Source organism: Tardiphaga sp. (assembly GCF_044340795.1).
Classification (GTDB): domain Bacteria; phylum Pseudomonadota; class Alphaproteobacteria; order Rhizobiales; family Xanthobacteraceae; genus Tardiphaga.
The window spans coordinates 1-24207 of sequence record NZ_JBIISY010000087.1 but is presented as its reverse complement, the minus strand read 5'-3'; the positions used below and the strand labels follow the sequence as shown (position 1 = coordinate 24207).

Here is a 24207-nt window from a genome sequence, read left to right as displayed (position 1 = left end):
ACGCAGAACGGCCAGCAGATCGAAGCGCGCGCCAAAGGTGAAGTCGTGCTCTGCGCCGGCGCGGTCGGCTCCCCGCATCTGCTGCAGCGCTCGGGCATCGGCCCCGCGGAATGGCTCGCCGACGCTGGCGTCGATGTCGTGCTCGACAAGCAAGGCGTCGGCCGCAATCTGCAGGACCATCTGCAGCAACGGGCGATCTATAAGGTCTCCGGCGTACGCACGCTGAACGAGACTTATTACAACCTGTTTCGCCGCGGCTGGATGGGCATCGATTACGCGCTGCGCCGCCGTGGTCCACTCACCATGGCGCCGTCACAGCTCGGCATCTTCACGCGATCCGATCCGCATCGCGAGCGGGCCAATATCCAGTTTCATGTGCAGCCGCTGTCGCTCGACAAGTTCGGCGATCCCCTGCACCGCTTCCCGGCGATCACCGTCAGCGCCTGCAATCTGCGGCCGACCTCGCGCGGCACCATCAAGCTGCGCTCGGGCAAGCCGGATGAAGCGCCGGCCATCGCGCCACATTATCTGTCAACCGATGAAGACCGTCAGGTCGCTGCGGATGCGATCCGCGTGACGCGAAAACTGATGAAGCAGAAGGCGCTCGGTGCTTACCGGCCGGAAGAGTATCTGCCCGGCCCGTCTGTCGGTGACGATGCGGAATCGCTAGCCAAGGCTGCTGGCGATATCGGCACGACGATCTTCCATCCGGTCGGCACGGCCAAGATGGGCGCCGCTTCGGATGCAGGCGCTGTCGTCGACGAACGCCTGCGCTTCTACGGTATCGACGGGCTGCGCATCGTCGATGCATCGGTGATGCCGACGATCACCTCGGGCAATACCAACACGCCCACCGCGATGATTGCGGAAAAGGGCGCGTCGATGATTGTCGAGGATGGCCGGTAAGCCTTAAGCCGACTTGCGCACGGCGTTGTCGACCAGCGTCTTGCCGAGCGACCAGATTGCGCCAGGCACCTTGTGGCTGTCGGCAATGACGGTGCGGAATGAATCCGTGATCCACTTGGTGTCTTCTTCGGTCACCGTCAGCGGCGGCAGCAGCTTGATCGTGTGGCTGCCGTGGCCGGAGACCTGCGTCAGGATCTTCTGATCCTTGAACAGCGGCACCGTGATCAACTGGCAGAACAGGCCCTTGCTGGCCGACTCCAGGATGTTCCACGAGGCCTTCAGGCGCAGCGATTTCGGCGGGCCGAATTCGACGCCGAGCATGAGTCCCTTACCGCGCACTTCCTTCAGCAGCTCGAATTCCGGAACCATGTTCTGCAAAGCGAGACGGATCTCGGCACCGCGCTTGGCGGCGTTCTCGACCAGCTTCTCCTGCTTCATGATTTCCAGCGTGGCGATGCCGGCCGCCATGGCGAGATCGTTCTTGCCGAAGGTCGAGCCATGGACCAGCGAACGATCCATGCGATTGAAGATCTTGTCGAAGATCGATTTGCGCGTGAGCAGCGCACCGACCGGCACATGGCCGCCTGACAGCGCCTTGGCGAGCAGGATCATGTCCGGCTCGATATTCCAGTGCTCGATCGCGAGGAATTTGCCGGTGCGGCCGAGGCCGGTCTGGATTTCGTCGGCGATAAACAGCGTGCCGTATTTGCGGCAGAGCGCCAGCGCACCGGAGAGGAATTCATCGGACGGCAGGTTGACGCCCTTGCCCTGGATCGGCTCGACGATGAAGCCGGCGACCTGCTTGGACGACAGCGCCTTCTCCAGCGCTTCGAGATCATTGAACGGCACCACAGAGCAGCCCTGCAGCAGCGGGCCGAAACCGGAGCGGAAATTGGTGTCGTCGGTCAGCGACAATGCGCCATAAGTCAGGCCGTGATAGGCATGGTCACAATAGACGATCTCGTTGCGGCCGGTGGCGTTGCGCGCGAATTTGATGGCCGCCTCGACGGTCTCTGCACCCGAATTGGCGTAAAACACCTTGTCCATATAGGGCACGTGTTCGAGCAGCTTCTCGGAGAGAATACCTGCGAGTGTAGAGACGTCCATCTGCACCAGATTGGGCAGATCCGCATCCAGCACCGACTTCAGCGCATCCCGCATCACTGGATGATTGCGGCCAATCGCAAAAACGCCAAATCCGCTCAGTAGATCGAGGTAACGGGCACCTTCCCGATCGAACAGATACTGGCCGGTGCCTTTCTGGAAGCCAACGTCATATCCGATGGTCTTCAGGACTCGGACCATTTGTTCGTTAAGGTGGCGCGTATGCATCGAGCTACGCTGCGCCTCCCTTTCGACAAACATCTCGGAAACATCTAGATTCGGATATACCATGAGTTACATACGTCGGTTGATGGCCGCTTCGTCAACTGAAAACCGTAAATGCGGCGATTTGACTTCTCACGCACTATCGAACGCCGAGAAACGCTACTTAAGCATAGGTTTGAACATGTTGCAGCGCCCACCCGTTCCTAAGCGCCCTCTTACATATTGCGGAATCATTTTTTCGGCAGGCTTGTTTTCGGCAGGTCTGGCTCCCGCATTTGCAGCTGATCCGACCGGCGACTGGAAGGTCGAGGACGGGGTCGCACATGTCCGGATCGCTGAATGCGGCGGCAGCATGTGGGGCGCGATCTCCTGGGAGCAGACCCCGGGCATGACCGACAAGAACAACCCCGACGCGAGCAAGAAGTCGCGCCCGACTCTTGGTCACGCCATGGTTCTGGACATGAAGCCCAATGCCGCAAAGGACAAGTGGTCCGGGCAGGTCTACAACGCCAAGGACGGCAAGCTCTACAAGTCGAGCATCAAGCTCGGCGACACCACCAACGAACTTGAGATCGAAGGTTGTGTACTCGGCTTCCTGTGTGGTGGCCAGACCTGGACCCGCGTCGGCCCGTCGATCCCGTCCAGCCCGTCGAATGCCACAGCAAAGAACGCTGTGGCGAGCGGCGCCAAAGGTGCAGCCGGTGGCAAGATGGCCCCTGCTCCCGCTCCAGGCAGCAATACGATGGCAAAGACCACGCCTGCTCCGACCACCGGCGCCAAGGCGCCCGCCGGTCAGAAAGCAGCTCCGGCCGCTGGCGCGACTGCGTCGCAGGCCGGCGCCGACATCGGCGACATCTGCCTGCTGCCGGAGATCAACAAGGCGACGCACTGATCACAGCGCTATCTCGGAATCAAAAAGGCGACCCAACCGGGTCGCCTTTTTTCGTTTTACTTGCTGTGCTCACGCGGCTTGCCCATCAGGGCTGGCTGGAACAGCAGCACCGCCGCCAGCGTCACCACGAAGGACATCGCCAGCAGCTTGCCCATGCTCGCCGTGCCCGGATGGTTCGACAGCCACAGGCTGCCAAACGCCGTTGCCGTTGCCAGCGCGCTGAAGAAGATCGCGCGGGTGAGCGACGACTGCAGCAGGTTCTTGTGGCCGGCGCGCCAGGCAACGACATAGTAGATCTTGAACGCCACGCCGACGCCAAGCAGCAGCGGCAACGCGATGATATTGGCGAAGTTCAGCGGCAAGCCGATCAAGACACAGATCTCCAGTGTCACTGCGCCCGCGACGAGCAGCGGCACGAGCGTCATCAGCACGTCGGTGAAGCGACGCAGAGCCAGCCACAGCAACAGCGAGATCGAAATCAGTGCCCAGAAACCGGCATGGATGAAAGCTGTGACGATGGTATCGCCCGATTTCAGGATCGAGACCGGACCACCCACCGCGAGCGGCTCCGATTTCAGCACGGCATCCGCGAACTTGCGCAGCGTGTCATTGTCGTTCGGATCGCCATTCGGCTGAGCCTCGACGCGAATCTGGCCGTCTTTCGTCTTCCATGAATTGACGAGTTCGGGCGGCAGATTTTCCAATGTCACCGGAGCGGCCTGCATCAGATTGCGGAGCTGGGCGAGCGCGATCTTCAGCGGCACCACGAAGGTGGCCTGTACCTGATTGCGTACGGTCTCGCTGGCCTCCGCCGTCTTTGCCAGTGCATCGGCGAGTCGCTTGACCGCGACAGCGCCAGGTCCCGTCTGATTGCCCGCCAGCTTGCGCAGGCTCGCCGCCGAGTCCTTCAACGCAGTGACGTTCTCGGCATCGGTCGGCGCCTGATCGACTGACTCCGGATTAAGCGCCGGTTCCAGCATCTTCGCGCCGGCCTGGATCGCGGCGAGCTTCGCCTGCTGGTCTTCCGGCACGAAGCTGTTGAGCGAGATGGTGCGCGCGACTTCGGGCACCTTCGACAGGCGCTCTTCGATCAGCTTTGCGCCCGCTTCATTGGGCGCCATGATGTTGACGGCGTTAGCACCCGTATTCGGATCGCGGCGCAGATCAAGGAAGGTCGCGATCGACTCTACGTTGGGATTGCGCAGATTGATCGGATTGAAATCGAAGCGCAGGTGATAGAGCAGCGGCAGGCCGGCAATGGTCAGAGCCATCGTCACGCCGATGATCCAGAAACGCTTTTCCTCCAGGAAACGGTCAACCGGCGCGAGGAACGCGTAGCCAACCGGCTCCTTTTCGCCCGACGGATTGAACAGGTCGAGCAGCGCCGGCAGGATCGTGATGCTGGACAGGAACGCGATCACCATGCCGAGGCCAGCGATCTTGCCGAGTTCCGAAACGCCTTTGTAATCGGTCGGCAGGAACGACAGGAAGCCGGCCGCGGTCCCGAAGGCCGCAAGGGAGATCGGCACGGCGCAATATCTCGCGGCCCTGTTCAAAGCCTCGCGGAGATCGTCATGCTTGTATCGCTCTGAACGGTACCGAACGCTGAACTGGATGCCGAAGTCGACGCCGAGGCCAATAAACAGGACAGCGAAAGCAATTGACAGCAGGTTCAACGAACCGACCATCATCAGTCCAAGCGCCGTCGTGAGCGCGAGACCAACAAACAGGTTGATGAACACGGCGCCGATGATCTTCGCGGAATGCAGCGCCATCCAGAGAATGAGCAGCACAGCCACCACCGTTGCGACCCCATGCAAGACTGCACCGTCCTGCACGGTGGAGAATTCTTCATTGGCGATCGGCACCGGGCCGGTCAGGCGGACGCGCGCACCATATTCGCCGGCGATGTTAAGATCGACAGCGGCCTGACGGATCGCATCGGTAGCATTCTTGCCTGGCTCCAGCGCTGTGAAGTCCAGCACGGGCTTCACCTCGATAAAGGCCCGCTTGTCGGAATCGGTGAGCGGCTTGTCGCTGACGAGACCGCGCCAGGAGAAACTCCCTTTGCCGTTCTTCAGCACGTCCTCGATGGTGCCAGCAACGGTGTTGAATGTCCCCGCCGCACTATCGAGCTGAAGCTGGCCGCGACGAATACCGGTCAAGCCCGTCTCGAGCGCGCCAGTGAGGCCGCGCAGGCTGGGATCGCCCGCCATGATCTCAAGCAGCGGCGCCGCCTGCTGGAACTGGGCGGTCATCCCCTGCACTTCCTTGGTCGGCAGGAAGAGCAGGCCGTTCTTCTCGAAAAAGTCGCCGCCGTCGAGACGACGGACGGAATCGAAATCCGTCTTGTTGGTGACGAGCTTCTTCTCGAGCGCATTCGCCGCCGCATTCGCGAATTCCGGCGTCGGTGCCTCGACCACGGCGATGATCAGGCGCTCCTGATCGAACGCCTTGTCGAACGCTATGTCGCGCTGACGCCAGTCCAGATTCGGCGAGATCAGCTTGTTGATGTCGGTGTTGATCGAGAAATTCTGCGCGGTGTAATAGGCCGATCCGATCGACAGCAGCACACCCACGATGACGGTCGGCAGTGCGAACCGGGTGCAGAAGTTCACGATCGAGACGACTAGTCTTGTCAGCACGCTTTATCTTTCTATCTGGACGAGGCTCGCAATGAATGCGGCGCGCTTCGGTGAGTTCCGCAAACGGTGGCTTCGTAGCCGAACGGCTGCGTTATCGGCAACGTGACCTGATGGCACAAAACGCACGGAGGAACTGGCAGGAGACATGGTCCGTCCTGTTAGCCACGCCGGCGCATCGGGTAAAGTTACGAACTGGTGAGATTTCGCAGCACTCTTTGGCCTAAATCCGAGATATCGTAAAGGTTTAGACCTTAACCCGCCGCGGGAAACCGCGTTCCCGTGGCGGGATTGCACACTGAGTGATTTTTGTCACACCGGGCGGCTCAAATACCTAGCCGGGCTGGATATGTCCCTGATTGTGGTACACATTTATCGTTTGTCGGACCCTGAAATGGATTTTGTCTCTCGTGCTTGACCGCCCCCGTCCCTTGGAAATCTACTTGGCTCAGCCTCGCGGATTTTGTGCAGGCGTCGTTCGGGCTATCGAGATCGTGGAACGGGCGCTCGAACGCTACGGCGCGCCGGTCTATGTCCGCCACGAAATCGTTCACAACAAGCACGTGGTCGAGACCCTGAAGGCAAAAGGCGCTGTTTTCGTTGAGGAACTTTCCGAAGTCCCCGACGGCGCGATGACCGTCTTCAGTGCCCACGGCGTGGCCCGCAGCGTCGAGGAAGAGGCCGAGGCGCGCGGATTGCCGGTACTGGACGCCACCTGCCCGCTCGTCACCAAGGTCCACAACCAGGGCAAGCGCTACGTGGCGAAGGGCCGGACCGTCATCCTGATTGGCCATGCCGGACATCCGGAAGTGGACGGTACCCTGGGACAGGTTCCGGGTCCGATCCATATCGTCCAGAGCATTGCCGATGTCGCCGCGCTCACGGTTCCGATGGACGAGCCGGTGGCATATATTACCCAGACGACCCTGAGCGTGGATGACACACGCGATATCATTTCGGCACTTCACGCAAGATTTAGCGATATTCAGGGCCCCGACACCCGCGATATCTGCTATGCGACACAAAACCGCCAATCTGCGGTAAGAGACCTCAGCCGGCTCGTGGATGTGATCCTGGTCGTGGGGGCGGCCAACAGTTCCAATTCCAATCGCCTCCGAGAGATCGGGACGGAGATTGGTGTCGCGAGCTACCTCATCGCCGATGGCAGCGAGTTGAACCCCGAATGGTTGAGGGGCGCGCGGACTGTCGGCATAACTGCTGGTGCTTCGGCGCCAGAAGTGCTTGTAGACGACGTGATTGAAACCCTGCGGCGGATCGGACCGGTGTCGGTCTCGGTATTGCCGGGCCTGGAAGAGACGATTGAATTTCGACTGCCCGCTGAACTGACCGCGGTTTGATCCACCTTCGAGCCTCGCCTTCGAGTGCGAAGCTGCCCAGAGAGAAAATTGTAATGGCAATTCCGTTCTTCAAAGAAATCAAAATCGGCGGCTATCTGATGAAGCAGAAGCTGCTGGGTCGGAAGCGCTATCCGCTCGTGCTGATGCTCGAGCCCCTGTTCCGTTGCAACCTGGCCTGCGTCGGCTGCGGCAAGATCGACTATCCCAACGCGATCCTGAACCGCCGCATGAGCGCGCAGGAGTGCTGGGACGCTGCCGAAGAGTGCGGCGCGCCGATGGTTGCGATCCCGGGTGGCGAACCGCTGATCCACAAGGAGATCGGCGAGATCGTCCGCGGCCTGGTCGAGCGCAAGAAGTTCGTCTCGCTCTGCACCAACGCGCTGCTGCTGGAGAAGAAGCTCGACCTGTTCGAGCCCTCGCCCTACCTGTTCTTCTCGGTCCATCTGGATGGCCTCAAGGACCACCACGACAAGGCCGTGTCGCAGGAAGGCGTGTTCGACAAGGCCGTGTCCGCGATCAAGGCCGCCAAGGCCCGCGGCTTCTCGGTCAATGTCAACGCGACCATCTTTGACGGCCACTCGGCCGAAGAGATTGCGAAGTATCTCGACTTCACGACCGAGCTCGGCGTCGGCGTCTCCATGTCGCCCGGTTATGCCTATGAGCGCGCGCCGGATCAGGAGCACTTCCTGAACCGCAAGAAGACCAAGAAGCTGTTCCGCGACGTCTTCGCACTCGGCAAGGGCAAGAAGTGGAACTTCATGCATTCGGGCCTGTTCCTCGACTTCCTCGCCGGCAACCAGGAATATGAGTGCAAGCCGTGGGGCATGCCTGCCCGCAACATCTTCGGCTGGCAGAAGCCCTGCTATCTGCTCGGTGAAGGCTATACCAAGACCTTCAAGGAGCTGATGGACACCACCGATTGGGACACTTACGGCACCGGCAAGTACGAGAAGTGCGCCGACTGTATGGCCCATTGCGGCTACGAGCCGACCGCCGCCGACGCTGCCCTCGCCAACCCGCTGAAGGCCATGTGGGTGGCGATCCGCGGCGTGAAGACCGAAGGCCCGATGGCGCCGGAGATCGACCTCAGCAAGCAGCGCCCGGCGCAGTATGTGTTCTCGTCGGAAGTGCAGAAGCGCCTGTCGGACATCCGCAAGGAAGAAGCCGAAGCCGCCGCAGCCAAGGCCGCCGCAAAGGCAGCCAAGGCCGAAGCATCGGCATCGACTGCCGCCTAAGCTTGCGACGAGCAGACATCAAAAAGGGCGCGATGCAGATCGCGCCCCTTTTTTGTTGTCTGTAGCCCGGATGGAGCGAAGCGCAATCCGGGAACTATAGAGGCAGATGAAACGCCAGTCCCCGGATTGCGCTACGCTTCATCCGGGCTACGAAAATTTACGCTTCGGCCGACGCCATGCCGATCCGGCTCAGCAGAAAGCTGCGGCAATCGCGCAGGCTGCGGAGTGCGCGGTTAAAGTCGCGACCGGTCGAGACCAGCGCGCGAATCACCAGCGGATTGCGCGCAATGCCGCGCAGGACCTTGCCCAGATCGACATCGCCATTCGGCTTGATCGCCGTGGTGGCGATCTCAGGCAGCGCGCGGGTGGCGGGATCGCTGACCACACGCAGGGCAGCAAAAGGAAGGCCAGCCATCGCCGCGAATTCCGCAGCGATGTGGCTTTCCATATCGACGGCAGACGCGCCGAATTCCGAACGCAGCGCGGCTTTGCCTGCCTGCCCCGTGATGACCTTCTCCACGCCGACGAGACCACCGCGAACGACCGTCTGATTGCCGACGCCAGAGCCTGCGAGGAGTTCAGCGCTGAGCTGTTCCGAGGCCGACCAGACCTGCCCGGATGCGACCACTTCCGTCGCCAGCACGACAGTGCCTGTCTTGAGCGCGGGATCGAGACCACCGGCGACGCCGAAGGAGATGACACCGCGGATGCTGGTCGAATCGATCTCGGCGAGCAGGCTGCGGAGCTGAACGGGGTCGCTGGACGAGCAGATGACAGTCATCCCCGGCCCGGCCGCGATCTTCGCTTCCTGGACCAGTCCTGTCACGATCAATACCGGCCGCGGATCGATAGACGTCGCCGCAGCTGAAATGCCCCCAGTCGCCAAAATCACATCCCGACTCCGACCGTCCTGCTATTGGTGCTCTGCAAATTCCGGAACCGCGCCAACGCCCAGAGCGGGAAGAATTTCGAGTAGCCATGATATCGTAGATAAAAGACACGAGGGAAGCCGGTGGCGGTGTAGCGCGCCTCGTCCCACAGTCCTTTTTCGTTCTGTGTGGCCATTAGGTATCGCATTCCGCGTTCCACCGCCGGGTTATCGGCCTCGCCTGCTGCCATGAGTGCAAGCAAGGCCCATGCCGATTGCGATGAGGTGGACGGCGCAGCCTCGAATCCCTGGTAGTCGAGACGATAACTGACGGCGTCCTCGCCCCAGCCGCCGTCCTCGTTCTGGATCGAATAGAGCCAGGCCACGGCCTTGCGCATGGCAGGATCCTGATGCGACACGCCGGCCATATTGAGGGCACAGAGCACCGACCAGGTTCCATAAATGTAGTTCAGGCCCCAGCGGCCATACCATGAGCCCTCGGCGAGCTGCGTACGGCGGAGATAGGCGACGCCATCCGCCAGCGGCTTCGAGGTCTCAACGGTGTCGCCGAGCTGCGCCAGCATCGAAACGCAGCGGGCCGTCACGTCTTCGGTCGGCGGATCGAGCAGCGCGCCGTGATCCGAGAACGGGATGTTGTTGAGATAGTGATGGTGATTGTCGACGTCGAAGGCCGCGAAGCCGCCGTCGCTGCTCTGCATGCCAAGGATCCACTCCTTGCCGCGATCAATCGCCTGGTCGTAATCCTTGCTGCCGGTCTGCCGGCGCGCACGATCCATCGCCATCATCACGACGGCCGTATCGTCCAGATCTGGATAATGCGCGTTATTGTACTGGAACGCCCAGCCGCCCGGACGCAGGTCAGGCCGCTTGTCGGCCCAATCGCCCTTCACTTCGAGCTCCTGCCGCGGCACCAGCCAGTCGAGGCCACGCTTGGCCTGCGCGAACGTCTCTTCGCCGCCCGCCTCCAGCATTGCATGCGCGGTCAGCGCGGTGTCCCACACCGGCGAGACGCAGGGCTGGCAATAGGCTTCGTGCTCCTTGATGACGAGCAGCTTGTCGATGCCGCGTCGCTGGATCGCGCGCGGCGGATGATCCTCGGGATAGCCGAGGATGTCGTAGATCATCACGGCATTGGCCATCGGTGGGAAGATCGCGCCGACGCCGTCCTCGCCATTCAGGCGCTCCTCGAAGAAGGCGACCGCCTTGTCGATGGCGCTCTGGCGGAACTTCTTCGGGAAGTATGGTTCGGCCACGCGCAACAGCTTGTCGATGCCCGTGAAGAACGCGAACCAGGCGCGATTCTGATGCGGCGCGCGCGCAAGCGTGCCGATCGTTTTCGGGTCCTGCAGGAACAACTCGTCAACGCTGATGCCCTTCGGATTCTTGGCGCGCGCCTTCTTTGCAGCCAGCACGACCAGTGTCGCAACCGTGGTGCGCGCCCAATAGGACATCTTGTTGAGGTGGAACGGAAACCATGCCGGCAGATGCATGATCTCCACCGGCAGCACCGGAACGCTGCGCCAGGTGGTCACACCGAACATCGAGAGCAGAAAACGCGTGAAGACATTGGCATTGATCGCGCCGCCGCGCTCCAGCGCCGCCTCGCGCGCGCGCTTCATATGCGGCGCGTCGATATCGTCGCCGATCATCTTCAGCGCGAAATAGGCTTTCACCGTCGCGCTCATGTCGAACGGGCCGTCATGCACCAGCGGCCAGCCACCGTGCTCGCCCTGGATACGGCGCAGATAGTTGGCGATCTTGCCTTCGAGTTCGGCATCGACGGGCTCGGCCAGGAAGTGCCGCATCAGCACGTATTCAGCCGGGATCGTGGCATCGGCTTCGAGTTCGAACACCCAGTGGCCATCGCCCTGCTGGAATTCCAGCAAGCTCTTCTTGGCCGATGCGATGCTGCCCTCCAGCTTCGCCTTGTCGATGGTGATCTCAGACGTGGTCGATGACATGATGTTTGCTTGATCTCCGTACGTGTCGCGACACTTGGGATGCCCGAACCGCGTTCTGGTTCAGGCCTTCCCGAGCGCCATGTCGGCAGCGCGATCGCCGGAGCGGATCGAGCCTTCGATGGTGGCGGGCAGACCGGTATCGGTCCAGTCGCCAGCCAGGAAAAGGTTCTTGAAATCGGTGCGCGTGCCCGCGCGCAGTGCATTCTGCGCCGGCGTCGCGGCAAAGGTTGCGCGGCGCTCGCGCACGATCTGCCATTTCGGCAGCGGCGCCTGGATGTTGGACACCTTGCAGATCTCATCCCAGATCTGCTGCGCAAATTCTTCGCGCGGCGTGTTTACGAAGCGATCGGCATTGCTGATGGTGATCGACAGGCGATTGTGGAAGGCGAACAACCACTCCACGATGCCGCCGACCACGCCAATGATGGGCGCGTGGCCTGCCGGCGGAACGTAATTGAAATGCGCATTGACGATGGCGCGCATTTCCGTCGGCGTCTTCACGCCGGGCAACAGGTTCTTGGCCGACCATGCGGGCACGGCCATGACGACGACGTCGTCAGCGCCAAGCGCGATCACATCGCCCTCGCCGAATTTCAATTCGCTGACACGCTCGCCGGCCATGGTGTAGCCGCGCAGTTCATGGCCGAAGTGAACGCCGGCGCCCTTCTTGCGCAGCAGTTCGATGGCGGGCTCGACGAGCACGTCGCTGAGACCGGAACGTGCGATCAGCGGACGGCATGCCTGCCCGCCTGCCAGCAAGGTTTCGCGCACGATGGCGCCGGCCAGACCGGCCGAGCCTTCCGGCGGATCGACATTCAGCGCGGCCAGCAGCAGCGGCTGCACGAGGCGATCATAAAGAACGCCTTCGCATTTGATGGTGTCGCCGACGAGCTTGTCGTTGCCGGCCCAGATCAACGGCGTCAGCGCGAAGTAATCGCCGACCGACGTATCGGGCACGCGGCGCGAGGCATCGAACAGCCAGGTCGGGATCCGACCATCGCCAAGATCGAGCTGCCAGTGCTTGCCCGTCTTGACGTCAGCGAATGCGAATTGCGCACGCGCCGGGCCGACGAGGCCCGCTTCGGTGCCGATCGACTTCGCGTAATTGATGACGTGGCTGTTGCCCGACAGGACAAGGTGATTGCCATTGTCGATGGTCAGCCCGGTCTGTGCATCGAAATAGGAGCGGCAGCGGCCACCGGCCTGCTGGGTCGCTTCATGCACATGGACCTGATAGCCGGCATTGCTGAGACGCACGGCAGCGGCGAGGCCGGACACGCCGGCGCCAATGATATGAGCGGTTTTGGACATCAGATGATCGCGTATCGCAGCAGGATCGCTATCTTGGAGGCCTTGCCGAGACGAACGGGATCGCGCGGCAGAGCGAAGCCGCGTTTCACCAGCAATTCCAGGATGGCGTGGTAGTACTTTGACATGATCCGCGGCGCGCGCACGCTGCGGCGCTTGTTGCGGGCCATGATCTTGTCGGACTCTTTGAAGTGCTCCTGCGCGCGGCGCACCAGCGGCGCGGCGACTTTCGGCAGCGCCGTCTCCTTGATGACCACCTGCGGATCGCTGGAGGTGATGCCGGCATGATAGAGCAGCTCGCGCGGCAGATAGAGACGGCCGAGCGTGGCGTCTTCATCGATGTCGCGCAGGATGTTGGTGATCTGCAGCGCGCGGCCGAGATGATGGGCAAGCAGCACGCCGTCTTCATCGGGCATACCGAACACCTTCACCGACAGACGGCCGACAGCGCTCGCCACGCGATCGCAATAGAGATCGAAGGTCGCTTCATCCGGCGCGCGAATGTCGGCAGGGATATCCATCTCCATGCCGTCGATGACGGCGAGATAGTCTTCCTTGCGCATGCCGAAGCGCTTGATGGGCTCGACATAGTCGCGCACGCGCGGCGGCGGGTTGCCGGCATAGAGCGCCTCGATGTCCTCGCGCCACTGCTGCATCTGGCTGAGGCGCAGGTCACGCGCTTCATGCGAGTCGGCAATGTCATCGACCTGACGGCAGAAGCTGTAGATCTGGAACATGGCATCGCGCTGCTCGCGCGGCATGATGCGCATGGCCGCATAGAACGACGAGCCGGATGCGGCGCCCTGAGCTTCGCTGGTTTCGGTCTGGGTGTTCATCTGGTTCATTTGCCTGCCGCCGGACGTGAAAGCGGCGCAGATGTAGTCGCGCGGCGCCACAGGCAACCGGCCATGGCTGCAAGTGCGTAACCGGCCATGCTGCCCTTGGAGAGATGCACCTTCTCGCTGAGCGGATCGTGCACCCGCAGCAGCTTGGAAATCTCCCAGGCGAATTTCTCGATCACGGCGATGTTGCAGGCAAAGCGGGTGTCGGCCATGTGCAGCGTCAGGCTGTCGCCTTCGCGCAGCAGAGCCTCGTTGCGCGCAACGAAATCGCGTAGGCAAGCGAGCAATTCCGGCGACGATTTCGGCTTGTCCAGCGCGTCGACGCTGACGCCGTGGCGCTGCATGATGTCCTGCGGAAGATAGACGCGATCGAGATCACGATAGTCCTTCGCGCAATCCTGCAAATGATTGTTGATCTGGAGCGCTGCGCAGATCGCGTCGGACGCGGGCCAGGTCGTCTTGTCCTCGCCATGCACCTCCAGCATGAAGCGGCCGACCGGCATCGCCGAGAACGAGCAATAATGGATCAGCTCGTCCCAATCGGCGTAGCGCAGCTTGGTCACGTCCATACGGAATGCAGTGAGCAGATCGAGCGCATGGCGCGGCGCCATGCCGCGTTCGGCAAAGGCTGCGCGTAGCGTGTTCGCCTCCGGCTGCTCGTCGTGCTGGCCGAGCAACCCGGTCTCCAGCTCGTCGAGCATCGTCAGCTTGGTCGAGGCATCGAGCAGCGCATGGTCTGCGATGTCATCCGCGGTGCGAACGAAATTATAGAACGCCAGAATCAGCGCCCGGTGGCGCTTGTGGATGATCCAGGACGCGACCGGAAAATTCTCGTCGCGATCGGTCTTGCCGGATCGCAGCTCGCTCGCAGGGGTCATCAATCTGGGCTTCGTTCAATCAAGACTGGGGTGAAAACTGGGGGCTGTCACGGTCCGGGAATACCGGCCGGCGGGACGCCGCTGCGCCCCATATAGGCCAAATCGGCCAGCAAAACCAATGCCAATATGCCGCCCTCGACCGCAGCCGGAGCCGGGCCGGAACACCTGTCGGGGAGGCCTGCGGCATAAGCCACAGGCCCGAATTCGCGGATGGACGCTTACTGGCCGTGGCTGACCAAAACGGCGTTGCAGGCCTTGCTGATCTTGGGACGGTTTTCCTTGAGACAGGACAGGATCACGAGATCGCCCTGATCCATCACGTTGCGGCAGAGCTTCTGCACATCGCGCGAGCAAGCCTTCTGCTCGGCGTCGGTGCCGCTACGGCCTTGGATTTGCTGGGCCAATGCGCCGGTCGAGGCAGATGCGGTGAGCACGGTCAAAGCCAGGAGAAATTTACGCATTGTCTTCCTTCAATTGAGCAAGCGAGAGTCAGCCCGCAGGGTCCATAGCACAAACAGTAACAACCGCACCCGCCGAGCGATCCCAAACAGCGGCACTTTCCTCACATTCATCGCAAGGGATGCAGGCGGGACACAGGCCGACAACCCGTTAACCCGCAGAATGCGGCCAAAGGTTGCAGCGACTGAACACGCCAAACCTGCTGAACACGAATGCGTCATATGGCGCGGTGATCAGCCCCGGACCAGTTGCATCGGGCAAACGGAACCCGATGTTCAATCGGAACCTGTTCGGCTACCTTCATGCGTGAACACGGGACAGATTCAACCCCTCGTGTTGTCGTGACTGCCTTCATTGCCGAATGAACCTGTTCCAACGACCGCGACACTTACGTCCGAAGCGTCGCGGCACCATTTTGCCGGCGCGGTGCCAACCTTTTCGGGGATACCAAACATGACGATTCGTTCTGCCAAGCTGCTCGGACATGCCCTCAAGGCCGCCGGCGCTGGCACACTTCTGATGCTCTCCGTCTCGGCGAGCCATGCCCAGTCCGCGCCTTTTGCCGGCTTCGATGGCAACTGGAGCGGCACGGGCACCGTCACCATGTCCGATGGCTCGTCGGAGCGCATTCGCTGCCGCGCCAGCTACAAGGTCGGCGGCAGCGGCACAGCGCTCGAACAGAGCCTGCGCTGCGCCAGCGACAGCTACAAATTCGACCTCGCGGCCAATGTCACCAGCCAGGGTAACAACGTCTCCGGCAGCTGGAGCGAAGCCAGCCGCAATGTCTATGGCAACCTGAACGGCAAGGCCGGCGGCGGCCAGATCGATGTCTTCGTCGAGGCAGCCGGCTTCGCGGCCAATATCACACTGACCACCAAGGGCAACAAGCAGAACGTCTCGATCAGCTCCAAGGGCGAGATCCGCGGCGTGTCGATCAGCATGACCAAGGGCTGAAGATCGCCTCTTCTGATAAAAAAGCCCCGGACATCGTCCGGGGCTTCTTCGTATCCATCGTTGTGTGCGGGCGTTTACTCGTTTTCTTTCGCCAGCGTCGATTTGCCGGTCAGCTTCTGCTGCAGCTGGATCAGCCACATCGAGGTCGGACGCAGGATGAAGAGATCGGCGACCAGTGCCGCCACCATCGAGAAGGCGCTGAGCCAGCCGAACAGGCGCAGCGACGGCAGATCCGAGAACACCGTCACCACAAGACCGCAGGCGAGCACCACCGTGGTCAGGATCAGCGCCGGACCGACCAGCACGGTCGCGCGTTCGACGGCAACAGCCGGATCGGTGCCCGGCGTGTCTTCCAGCCGCAGACGGTTGAGGAAGTGGATGGTCGCTGACAGGCCAAGTCCGAAAGAGACGGTGAGCGCCACCACACTGGCGAATTGCAGCCCCTCCCCGAGCAGCCACAATACGAAGCCTGCGAGCACCACCGGGAAGATGCCCGGCAGGATGCAGGCCAGCATCACCACCCACGACCGGAATGCGAGACCGATGAACACCGCCACGAGGCCGAATTCGATGGTCAGGCCGTGATTGAGCTTCTCGATCATGCCGGCACTGTTGCGCGCGGCGATGGCTGAAAGACCGGTGACCGCGATTTCGTAGCCAGGATGCGCCGAACGAACCGTATTGAGCGCTGCGTCGAGATTATCGACCACCGGCAGGATCTTGCTCGAATCGCTGTCCGGCACGCGACCGGACACCACCACCGCAGTCTGGTCCGCCGAGATGAAGCGGCGCACGAGATGTTCGGGAATGACGCTGACATATTCCTTCAGCGTCGCTACGTCGGTCGAGCCGGCCTTCTCGGCCAGCCAGCGGCGCAGCGTCTCCAGCGACCAGACGTTACCGACGCCGGCCTGCTTCTCCACCATGGCGTGAACCTGAGCGATGGTGTCCAGCGTGTCCTTCGAATACAGATCGGCGCCCTTGGGGAATTCGATCAGGATGTCGATGGGATTGGCGCCGGTAAGCTTGGCGTCGAGACGCCCGCTGGCCGCGACCGCCTGCTCCTTGTCCGGCACCTGATCGGCCAGACGATAGCGCGGCTCGAGGCTCGCATAGACGATGCCGAGGCCGACAACGACGATCAGCGAAATCAGGCTGAACAGGCCGGGACGGCCAACCATCCGCACGGCGATCCAGTAACAGAACGACCGCAGCGCCTGCACGCCAGCATCCGCGGCCTGGAATTTCTGCGCGAACAGCTTTTCGTTGCGCACCAGCAGCACGCCGAACACCGGCACCAGCGACAGAACCGCGACCAGCGCGATGATGGTGGCCGTCAGGCCCGCCTCGCCGAAGGCGCGGATCAGGTCGGAATCAGAGAACTGCAGCGCCAGGAACGAAATGCCGGCCGTGCCATGCGTCAGCACGCAGGCCGGGCCGACGACGCGAACCGCATTGGTGAAGGCCGAATACTTGTCCTCGCCGGCAATCAGACGATCGCGCGCGGCGAAGGTCAGCTGCATGGAGTCGGCGAAACTGATCACCATGATCAGCGGCGTCATCACATTGAGGAACATGTTGAGGCTGAAGCCGGCCCAGCCGAGCGCGCCGAGCGATAGCAGGATCGCCAGAAGCGGCGGGAAAGCCGCCACGATCATGAAACTGATCTTGCGGAAGAAGATGATGGCGATGATGCAGCCGGCGAGAATGCCGATCACATTATACATCAGGCCGTCGCGCTCGACCGCATTGCGGATTTCGAGCTGCATCACCGGCACGCCCGACAGTTCCTTGGTCAGGCCGCTATCGGCGAGATCCTCGTTCATGGTCTTGCGGATATTGGCGATCACATCGGTCAGCTTGTTGTTGCTGACCACGGCCGGATCGAGCGACAGCACCACCAGCGCCAGCGTACCGTCATCGGACAATAGCTTGCCGCGGATCAGCTCGTTCTGTTTGACCGTCTCGATGAACTGGTCATAGGCCGCGCCTTCGGGTAGTTCATTGGGGAACAGCGCCGCCGGCAACTTGCCAGGTGCTGGCGTCTGCCGCGCCGAGAAGATCGAGATCAGGCCGCGCACGCCATCGACGAGCTGCATGTCGGTAACGAGGTCGCGCATCTTTTCGAGATTGTCGCGGGCGAGCAGCGTCTTGCCCTCGATCACCACCAGCACGTCGAATTCGGTGGACGGGAAGCGCTTCGTCACTTCCTCATATTGCTGATATTCCTTGCTGTCGGAGCGAAACAGCTGGCTCAGCGAATCGTCGATCTTGATGCGCTGGATGCCGAAGATGGCGCCGATCACCAGCGCCAGCAGGATAATGCAGGACAGCACAGGCGCCTTGACCGCAATCAGGCCCATGCGCTCCAGGCCAAAGGCAATGCTGGACGGCCCACGCCCCAATTTCTTGATGTCGGCGTCGTGGGAGCTCATCTGGTCCATGCCGTGTCCTGTAAGCGTTTGTCTCGATTGAGCAATTGCGCGGTAAATTCGCCGGGCGGGTGTAGCAGTTCTGTATGACTATTCGCAAGGCGACGCTGGCGCGGGGCTGCGCACGGGAACACAAATTCCGGTACAGGGCTGCGTCAGTCCGGCGATGTCGGAAGGGGCGCCAATTGCAGGCCGCTCTCGTCCTTCAAGGTTACACCGGTGATACCGCGTCGCAGGCCCTCGCGCGCCAGCCACGCGATCTTGATGGCCGCCTCATCGAAACTCAGCCCAGCCGACTGGATGTTGGAAACGCAGTTGCGCTCGGCGTCGCTGCGGCCCGGTTCGGGCGCGACGGTGACATAGGCACCGAGGCTGTGCGGTGCCGACAGTCCCGGCCGCTCGCCGATCAGCATCACGGTCATCCGCGCCTTCAGCAGCGCACCGATCTCGTCGCCCAGCGCCACGCGCGCGCTGCTTGCGACGGCGATCGGACCAAGCGACAGGCCATCGAGCCTTGGCAGCAGTGCAGCGACCAGACCGAGGGCATGGACATTGACCGCAGCAGGTGAAAGTCCGTCGGCAACGATGACGGCGATGTCGCAGCCAGCGCTGCCCTGCCCGTCGAGCAGCCTGTGCGATTCGGGTGCGAGCTTGCGACCGAGATCGGGACGCTTCAGGTAGTCAGCGCGATCGGCCACGAGGCTGGACACGATCAGCGCGGGCAATCGCTGCTCGTTCAAGGCCGCGGCAATGGCTGCGGATTCGAATGGCGCGTGCACGGCATCGCGGGCACGGGCATGATCGAGGGTGAAATCGAGCAGCGCCCGCGTGGTCAGACTGGCGCCGGCACGGCCGAGACCGACGCGCGCGGGCGTCATCCGGCGCAGATCCGCGATTCCGCGAATCGAAGATGACGTCATGTCGTCGCGATCGGCCATGACGTCATCAGCCATTCTACTCGGCCGGCACCGCTGGCGCGGTCGCCGCGTCCTGCAGCTTCATGGAGTAATAGGACGCATTGGTTACACCGCCCGACGCATCGCGCGCGAAGTTGATCAAGTGATGCGCCACCATGATGGACGAGATCAGATATTCGATCTCGCCACGCGAGATGCGCCTGAACGCAAATTTCCAGAAGGCGCGCTTGTAGTCACCGAGCACACCGACCTTCCAGAAGATGTTTCGCAGCATCACCAGCCCGAGCCGGATGTTCTTCGCCGTCAGCATGGCACCGACCGGCGGCTTGATGCGGTGCGGATAGGTATGCGTGATCTGGTGCTCGAAGCGCTGGAGCAGTTTTTCCGGCACATAGGCACTGCCCATGGCGCGTCGCCAGCTGCGCACGACATCCTCGTAAGGCAGCAGGAAGTCGACATTGGAATCGCGACCCTCGTCCTCGTTGAGGCGGCCCTCCTTCTTCAGCCGATCCCACAGCGGCGTTTGCGGCAGCGCCTGCAGCAGGTTGATCGTGAGCAGCGGGATCTGGGACGCATCGACGAAATCGAGCAGCGCCTGCCCGGTCTCCGGGCGATCCGTGTCGAGGCCGAGGATGATGCCGGACACCACCTCCATGCCGAAACTGTTCAGCACCTCGATGGATTCCATGATCGGCAGGACCATGTTGTGGTCCTTCTTCATCGCCTTCAGCGCGACCGGATCCGGCGTCTCGATGCCGCAGAAGATGGTGCCGAACCAGGCGTCGCGCATCAGCGCGAGGATCTCCGGCCGCTTGGCGATGTTCAGCGTCGCCTCGCAGGAGAGACGCAGCACATAGCCGGTCTTCTTCTGCCATTCGACCAGATGCGGCAGCAGATCGAGCGCTGCCTTGCGGTTGCCGATGAAATTGTCGTCGACGAAATAGACGGAGCCGTTGATCCCGCACTCCAGCAGCTTGTCGAGTTCAGCGGTGATCTGCTGCGGTGATTTCAGGCGCGGATTGCGGCCATAGAGACCGGGAATGTCGCAGAATTCGCACTGATAGGGGCAGCCTGACGAATACTGGATGGAGCCCAGGAAATAGCGCGGGATGTCCGCCAGCTCATAGGCCGGGATCGGAAACTCGGTCATGTCCAGACGATCGACCGTCTTGAGCACGACCTGTCGCGCGGGACGCCTGGTGTCCTTCGCCAGAATGTCGATCAGCTGATCAGTGGCGTCGCCGAGTTCGCCCACATGCAGATAGTCGAAGGCCGGGTAGTAGTCAGGGCAGGATGACACCGACGGTCCGCCGATGGCGACCGGAAGATCATAGGAATGAGCGCGGTGGCAGATGTCGTTCATCTGCGCGCGCTGGATATGCATGCCGCTGACGAGAACAGCCTCGGCCCACAGGAAATCGTTCGGCGTGGCGGTTCGGATATTTTCGTCGACGAACCGGACTTCCCAGTTTTCCGGCATATAGGCAGCAATCAGCAGCAGCCCCTGCGGCGGCATGAAGGCCTGAACGCCATCGGTCAGTGGATAGGAATACTCGAACGTGCCGAATGACGACGTGTATCGCGGAAATACGCACAGGATGCGCCGCGTCGTCTGCCTGCCCTCAGCTCTCATAAAATAACCTCTGCGAATGCATCAGCGGTCCCTGCGCTGAACCTTCAATAACGTCGCCGAGATAAAACCGTTCCACTCCATTCACATGCGCCGGCCAAATCTAAACACGTGGGGTGAATCTGGGCCAGAATTTCTTCAACATTGTGACGGCTGGTGACGTGGACGTGATGCCGGTCAGGCACGCATCAGGCAATCAGTCGCGCCGCAAAGTCCGGCAACCGGCCGCCCTGGTCGCGGATGCGCAGATCGCCGTCGGCAATCCCAGCCTGTATCAGCCAGGCGTCGAATTCCGGGGCGCGGTTGAGGCCGAACACATCGCGCAGATAGAGCGCATCGTGGAACGACGTCGACTGGTAATTCAGCATCACGTCGTCGGCGCCGGGCACACCCATGATGAAATTGACGCCAGCCGCGGCCAGCAGCGTCAGGAGATTGTCCATGTCGTCCTGATCGGCCTCGGCATGGTTGGTGTAACAGACGTCGACGCCGAGTGGCAGGCCGAGCAATTTGCCGCAGAAATGATCCTCAAGCCCGGCGCGGATGATCTCCTTGCCGTCATAGAGATATTCGGGACCGATGAAGCCGACCACGCTGTTGACCAGCAGCGGCGAGAACGCCCGCGCCACCGCATAGGCGCGTGCCTCCAGCGTCTGCTGATCGACGCCGTGATGGGCGTTGGCGGACAAGGCCGAGCCCTGCCCGGTCTCGAAATACATGACGTCGGTGCCGACCGTGCCGCGCTTCAGCGACAGGCCAGCCTGATGCGCTTCCTTCAGCAGCGCGAGGTCGATGCCAAAGCTCCTGTTGGCGGCTTCGGTGCCGGCGATGGACTGGAAGACGAGATCGACCGGCGCGCCCTGCGCGATCAGGTCGATCGAGGTGGTGACATGGGTCAGCACGCAGCTTTGCGTGGGGATGCCAAGCTTGACGATGACTTCATCCAGCATCCGCACCAATCGGCCAAGCACGGCGGGATCGTCACTGGCCGGATTGATGCCAATACAGGCATCGCCCGCTCCCAGCATCAGACCGTCCAGCGTCGAGGCGGCGATGCCACGGAGATCGTCGAACGGATGGTTCGGCTGCAGCCGCACGCTCATGCGGCCGCGCAGACCGATGGTGTTGCGAAAGCGGGTGACGACCTCGCACTTCTTCGCCACCAGGATCAGGTCCTGATTGCGCATCAGCTTGGACACGGCCGCCGCCATTTCCGGCGTCACACCGCGCGCGAGCGCCGTGACCACTTCAGGCGTTGCGGCATCCGACAGCAGCCAGTCGCGAAAACCGCCAACCGTCAGCGACGCGACGGGCGCAAAGGCCGCAGCGTCGTGGGTATCGACGATGAGGCGCGTGACCTCGTCGGTCTCGTAGGGGATGACCGCTTCGGTCAGGAATTGCCGCAGCGGCAGATCGGCCAGCGCCATCCGCGCCGCGATCATCTGCTCGGCCGTATCCGCCGCAACGCCGGCAAGACGATCGCCGGAACGCGGCGGGGTTGCCTTGGCGAGCAGATCGCGGAGATCGGCGAAAGTGTAGGTCGTGCTGCCGATGGTGTGGCGATGGGTCATGGACGTATTGTTGGTCATGCCCATCGTCCTGTCCACCGGCGATGACGCTACATCGTCGCGCCCAGCACCCATGGCGCGAATTCGGCGCTGCCGACGTCAAAACCTTCGCTCTTGGTACGCTGGCCCGATGCGGTGGCGAGCATCAATTCGAAGATGCGCTGGCCGCATTCCTGCACAGTCTCGTCGCCGTCGAGCACGGTGCCGCAATTGATGTCCATGTCGTCTTCCATGCGCCTGAACATCGGGGAATTCGTCGCAAGCTTGATGGACGGCGCCGGCTTGCAGCCGAACACGCTGCCGCGGCCTGTGGTGAAGCACACCATATTGGCGCCGCCGGCAACCTGTCCCGTCGCAGCGACGGGATCGTAGCCGGGCGTGTCCATGAAGACAAAACCCTTCTTGGTGATGGCTTCGGCGTAGTTGAGGACATCGACAAGATTGGTGGAGCCGGCCTTGGCCATGGCGCCGAGTGACTTTTCGAGGATGGTGGTGAGGCCGCCGGCCTTGTTGCCGGGCGAGGGATTGGCGTTCATCTCGGCGCCTTCCCGCTCGCAATACTGCTCCCACCAGCGCATCAGGCCGACCAGCTTCTCGCCGACCTCGCGTGACACCGCGCGGCGCGTGAGCAGATGTTCGGCGCCATAGGTCTCCGGCGTTTCCGAGAGCACCACCGTGCCGCCATGGCGCACCAGCAGATCGCTGGCGGCGCCAAGCGCGGGATTGGCCGAGATGCCGGAATAGCCATCGGAGCCGCCGCATTGGAGCGCCACGGTGAGTTCGCTGGCGGAGACTTCCTCGCGCGTCACCTTGTTGGAGTCGGCCAGCGCCTCCTTGACGAAGGCGATGCCGGCTTCGGTCGTCTTGCGGGTGCCGCCGATGTCCTGGATCTGCATTTCGCGCAGACGGCCGGCGAGCTTCTGCTCCTGCATCAAGCCGCCGATCTGGTTGATCTCGCAGCCGAGGCCGAGCACGACCACATGCGAAAAGTTCACGTGCCGCGCATAACCGCCCAGTGTGCGGCGAAGCAGCGTCAGCGGCTCGTCCTGGGTCATGCCGCAGCCGGTCTTGTGGGTCAGCGCGACCACGCCATCGACATTGGGATAGTCGGCGAGCGGATCGTGGCCCGAGAACGGGTTGCGCTTGAACACATCGGCGACGAGGCTTGCCACATGCGCGCTGCAATTCACCGAGGTCAGCAGGCCGATATAATTACGCGTGGCGACGCGGCCATCGCTGCGCTTGATGCCCATGAAACTCGCCGGCAGATCGAAATTCGGTGTCGGCTTCACATCGACACCGTAGGCATAGTCGCGATCGAATTCGCCCATGCCGCAATTCTGCGTATGCACATGCTGGCCCGGCGCAATCGGCTGCGTGGCAAAGCCGATGATCTGGCCGTAGCGATAGATCGGCTCGTTCACGGCAATGGGCCGGATCGCGACCTTGTGGCCGGCGGGGATGCGCTCCGATGTGGTGACGCCTTTTGCGACTTCGACGCCCGGCAGCAGCATGGTGCGCGCGATCAGCACGGCGTCGTCGGGATGCAGGCGGATGACGGGAGACGGAGACATCGGGATTTCCTCGCGCAAGCGTGTTGGGTCTCTTGTTTGGAATGAGTCTAGCTGAAAGCCACGAATTGCGTCAGCCCTGCTTTCCTCGGTGGGGACACATCAGACATGCGCCATCGCCCCTGTTGTTTGCGGCGCGGGGGCGCCGTCGTCCGTCGCAGTCCCGCCCCTTCAAGAGGGCGTGCGGAACGCCGGGTGCCCGATGCACCCTTGGTGCCTGATGCCGATGCGGTACTCCGCAAGGGAATACATCAGGACTTTCGGAATGATCGAGCAAGCTCGACGTTCCGCACGCGGTGTTCGGGGGCTGCTGCCTGCCCAGGGGAGCGGTCAGATCCCCGTTATTTGGCCCAAGGCGAAGGGCCGGGGGACGCAGCAGCATGATCCCGGACGCCGCCGAGAGGGTCGTCCGTCACGCGTTTCCCGGGATCGGCTG

18 protein-coding genes are annotated in these 24207 nt (G+C 62.2%); 5 read left to right on the top strand and 13 right to left on the bottom strand.

The genetic code is table 11. From position 1 onward, the window contains the following. Positions 1–906: GMC family oxidoreductase (locus tag ACIQ17_RS15780; RefSeq protein WP_398469996.1), on the top strand; the 906-nt coding region annotated here is incomplete at its 5' end. 3 nt (positions 907–909) lie between these two features. Here ACIQ17_RS15780 and hpnO read toward each other — a convergent pair. Beyond that, a complete protein-coding gene (gene hpnO, locus ACIQ17_RS15775; RefSeq protein WP_398469995.1) occupies positions 910–2301 on the bottom strand; it encodes an aminobacteriohopanetriol synthase HpnO in 1392 nt (463 codons plus the stop codon). A gap of 115 nt (positions 2302–2416) precedes the next feature. Here hpnO and ACIQ17_RS15770 point away from each other — a divergent pair, with 115 nt between their 5' ends. Beyond that, the gene (locus ACIQ17_RS15770) at positions 2417–3127 is read left to right on the top strand and encodes a DUF2147 domain-containing protein (protein WP_398469994.1); all 711 of its coding nucleotides are present in this window, start codon (positions 2417–2419) and stop codon (positions 3125–3127) included. Positions 3128–3183: 56 nt separating this feature from the next. Here the strand turns inward: ACIQ17_RS15770 and ACIQ17_RS15765 are convergent, their stop codons facing one another. After that, a complete protein-coding gene (locus ACIQ17_RS15765; RefSeq protein ID WP_398469993.1) occupies positions 3184–5772 on the bottom strand; it encodes an MMPL family transporter in 2589 nt (862 codons plus the stop codon). Between the two features lie 428 nt (positions 5773–6200). Here ACIQ17_RS15765 and ispH point away from each other — a divergent pair, with 428 nt between their 5' ends. Both ispH and hpnH read left to right on the top strand, forming a co-directional pair. Continuing rightward, a complete protein-coding gene (gene ispH, locus ACIQ17_RS15760; protein WP_398470000.1) occupies positions 6201–7127 on the top strand; it encodes a 4-hydroxy-3-methylbut-2-enyl diphosphate reductase in 927 nt (308 codons plus the stop codon). Positions 7128–7180: 53 nt separating this feature from the next. Beyond that, positions 7181–8362 carry an adenosyl-hopene transferase HpnH gene (gene hpnH, locus ACIQ17_RS15755; protein WP_398469992.1) on the top strand — a complete coding sequence of 394 codons (1182 nt, stop codon included), beginning with the start codon at positions 7181–7183 and terminating at the stop codon, positions 8360–8362. Positions 8363–8519: 157 nt separating this feature from the next. Here hpnH and ACIQ17_RS15750 read toward each other — a convergent pair whose 3' ends face one another. From ACIQ17_RS15750 to ACIQ17_RS15725, 6 genes are all read right to left on the bottom strand, one after another. Further along, positions 8520–9254, bottom strand: coding sequence for a phosphorylase (locus tag ACIQ17_RS15750; protein WP_398469991.1), 735 nt, complete (start codon positions 9252–9254; stop codon positions 8520–8522). Then, the gene (gene shc / locus ACIQ17_RS15745; protein ID WP_398469990.1) at positions 9251–11212 is read right to left on the bottom strand and encodes a squalene--hopene cyclase; all 1962 of its coding nucleotides are present in this window, start codon (positions 11210–11212) and stop codon (positions 9251–9253) included. The genes ACIQ17_RS15750 and shc overlap by 4 nt, the downstream gene beginning before the upstream one ends. A gap of 60 nt (positions 11213–11272) precedes the next feature. Continuing rightward, complete coding sequence (gene hpnE, locus ACIQ17_RS15740; protein ID WP_398469989.1) at positions 11273–12523, bottom strand: hydroxysqualene dehydroxylase HpnE; 1251 nt, start codon at positions 12521–12523, stop codon at positions 11273–11275. Continuing rightward, on the bottom strand, positions 12523–13356 hold the full coding sequence (gene hpnD, locus ACIQ17_RS15735; protein WP_398469999.1) for a presqualene diphosphate synthase HpnD: 834 nt from the start codon (positions 13354–13356) through the stop codon (positions 12523–12525). Before hpnD ends, hpnE begins: the two co-directional genes overlap by 1 nt. 5 nt (positions 13357–13361) lie before the next feature. After that, a complete protein-coding gene (hpnC, locus tag ACIQ17_RS15730) occupies positions 13362–14240 on the bottom strand; it encodes a squalene synthase HpnC (RefSeq protein WP_398469988.1) in 879 nt (292 codons plus the stop codon). A gap of 218 nt (positions 14241–14458) precedes the next feature. Further along, positions 14459–14701 (bottom strand): cysteine rich repeat-containing protein, encoded by a 243-nt coding sequence (locus tag ACIQ17_RS15725; RefSeq protein WP_398469987.1) that lies wholly within the window; start codon positions 14699–14701, stop codon positions 14459–14461. Positions 14702–15152: 451 nt separating this feature from the next. Here ACIQ17_RS15725 and ACIQ17_RS15720 point away from each other — a divergent pair, with 451 nt between their 5' ends. Continuing rightward, a complete protein-coding gene (locus ACIQ17_RS15720; RefSeq protein WP_398469986.1) occupies positions 15153–15653 on the top strand; it encodes a hypothetical protein in 501 nt (166 codons plus the stop codon). A 74-nt stretch (positions 15654–15727) separates the two neighbouring features. Here the strand turns inward: ACIQ17_RS15720 and ACIQ17_RS15715 are convergent, their stop codons facing one another. The 5 genes from ACIQ17_RS15715 to ACIQ17_RS15695 all read right to left on the bottom strand — a co-directional run bounded on the left by ACIQ17_RS15715 (position 15728) and on the right by ACIQ17_RS15695 (position 23774). Next, entirely contained in the window at positions 15728–18097 is a 2370-nt protein-coding gene (locus tag ACIQ17_RS15715; RefSeq protein ID WP_398469985.1) for an RND family transporter, read from the bottom strand. A 143-nt stretch (positions 18098–18240) separates the two neighbouring features. Then, positions 18241–19005 (bottom strand): ethanolamine ammonia-lyase subunit EutC, encoded by a 765-nt coding sequence (gene eutC / locus ACIQ17_RS15710; protein ID WP_398469998.1) that lies wholly within the window; start codon positions 19003–19005, stop codon positions 18241–18243. Between the two features lie 34 nt (positions 19006–19039). Beyond that, positions 19040–20635: a B12-binding domain-containing radical SAM protein gene (locus tag ACIQ17_RS15705; RefSeq protein ID WP_398469984.1), complete on the bottom strand. Its 1596-nt coding sequence runs from the start codon at positions 20633–20635 to the stop codon at positions 19040–19042. A 185-nt stretch (positions 20636–20820) separates the two neighbouring features. Beyond that, the gene (locus tag ACIQ17_RS15700) at positions 20821–22203 is read right to left on the bottom strand and encodes an ethanolamine ammonia-lyase subunit EutB (protein ID WP_398469997.1); all 1383 of its coding nucleotides are present in this window, start codon (positions 22201–22203) and stop codon (positions 20821–20823) included. 47 nt (positions 22204–22250) lie between these two features. Then, on the bottom strand, positions 22251–23774 hold the full coding sequence (locus ACIQ17_RS15695) for a UxaA family hydrolase (RefSeq protein WP_398469983.1): 1524 nt from the start codon (positions 23772–23774) through the stop codon (positions 22251–22253). Positions 23775–24207 lie beyond the last annotated feature (433 nt).

Bases quoted from the DNA above. Each gene is read 5' to 3' on its own strand.
- hpnE (WP_398469989.1), bottom strand. From the start codon at position 12,523: ATGTCCAAAACCGCTCATATCATTGGCGCCGGCGTGTCCGGCCTCGCC.
- hpnH (WP_398469992.1), top strand. From the start codon at position 7,181: ATGGCAATTCCGTTCTTCAAAGAAATCAAAATCGGCGGCTATCTGATG.
- hpnD (WP_398469999.1), bottom strand. From the start codon at position 13,356: ATGAACACCCAGACCGAAACCAGCGAAGCTCAGGGCGCCGCATCCGGC.
- ACIQ17_RS15715 (WP_398469985.1), bottom strand. From the start codon at position 18,097: ATGGACCAGATGAGCTCCCACGACGCCGACATCAAGAAATTGGGGCGT.
- ACIQ17_RS15695 (WP_398469983.1), bottom strand. From the start codon at position 23,774: ATGTCTCCGTCTCCCGTCATCCGCCTGCATCCCGACGACGCCGTGCTG.
- shc (WP_398469990.1), bottom strand. From the start codon at position 11,212: ATGTCATCGACCACGTCTGAGATCACCATCGACAAGGCGAAGCTGGAG.
- ACIQ17_RS15720 (WP_398469986.1), top strand. From the start codon at position 15,153: ATGACGATTCGTTCTGCCAAGCTGCTCGGACATGCCCTCAAGGCCGCC.
- ACIQ17_RS15770 (WP_398469994.1), top strand. From the start codon at position 2,417: ATGTTGCAGCGCCCACCCGTTCCTAAGCGCCCTCTTACATATTGCGGA.
- ACIQ17_RS15700 (WP_398469997.1), bottom strand. From the start codon at position 22,203: ATGACCCATCGCCACACCATCGGCAGCACGACCTACACTTTCGCCGAT.
- hpnC (WP_398469988.1), bottom strand. From the start codon at position 14,240: ATGACCCCTGCGAGCGAGCTGCGATCCGGCAAGACCGATCGCGACGAG.
- eutC (WP_398469998.1), bottom strand. From the start codon at position 19,005: ATGACGTCATCTTCGATTCGCGGAATCGCGGATCTGCGCCGGATGACG.
- ACIQ17_RS15725 (WP_398469987.1), bottom strand. From the start codon at position 14,701: ATGCGTAAATTTCTCCTGGCTTTGACCGTGCTCACCGCATCTGCCTCG.
- hpnO (WP_398469995.1), bottom strand. From the start codon at position 2,301: ATGGTATATCCGAATCTAGATGTTTCCGAGATGTTTGTCGAAAGGGAG.
- ACIQ17_RS15705 (WP_398469984.1), bottom strand. From the start codon at position 20,635: ATGAGAGCTGAGGGCAGGCAGACGACGCGGCGCATCCTGTGCGTATTT.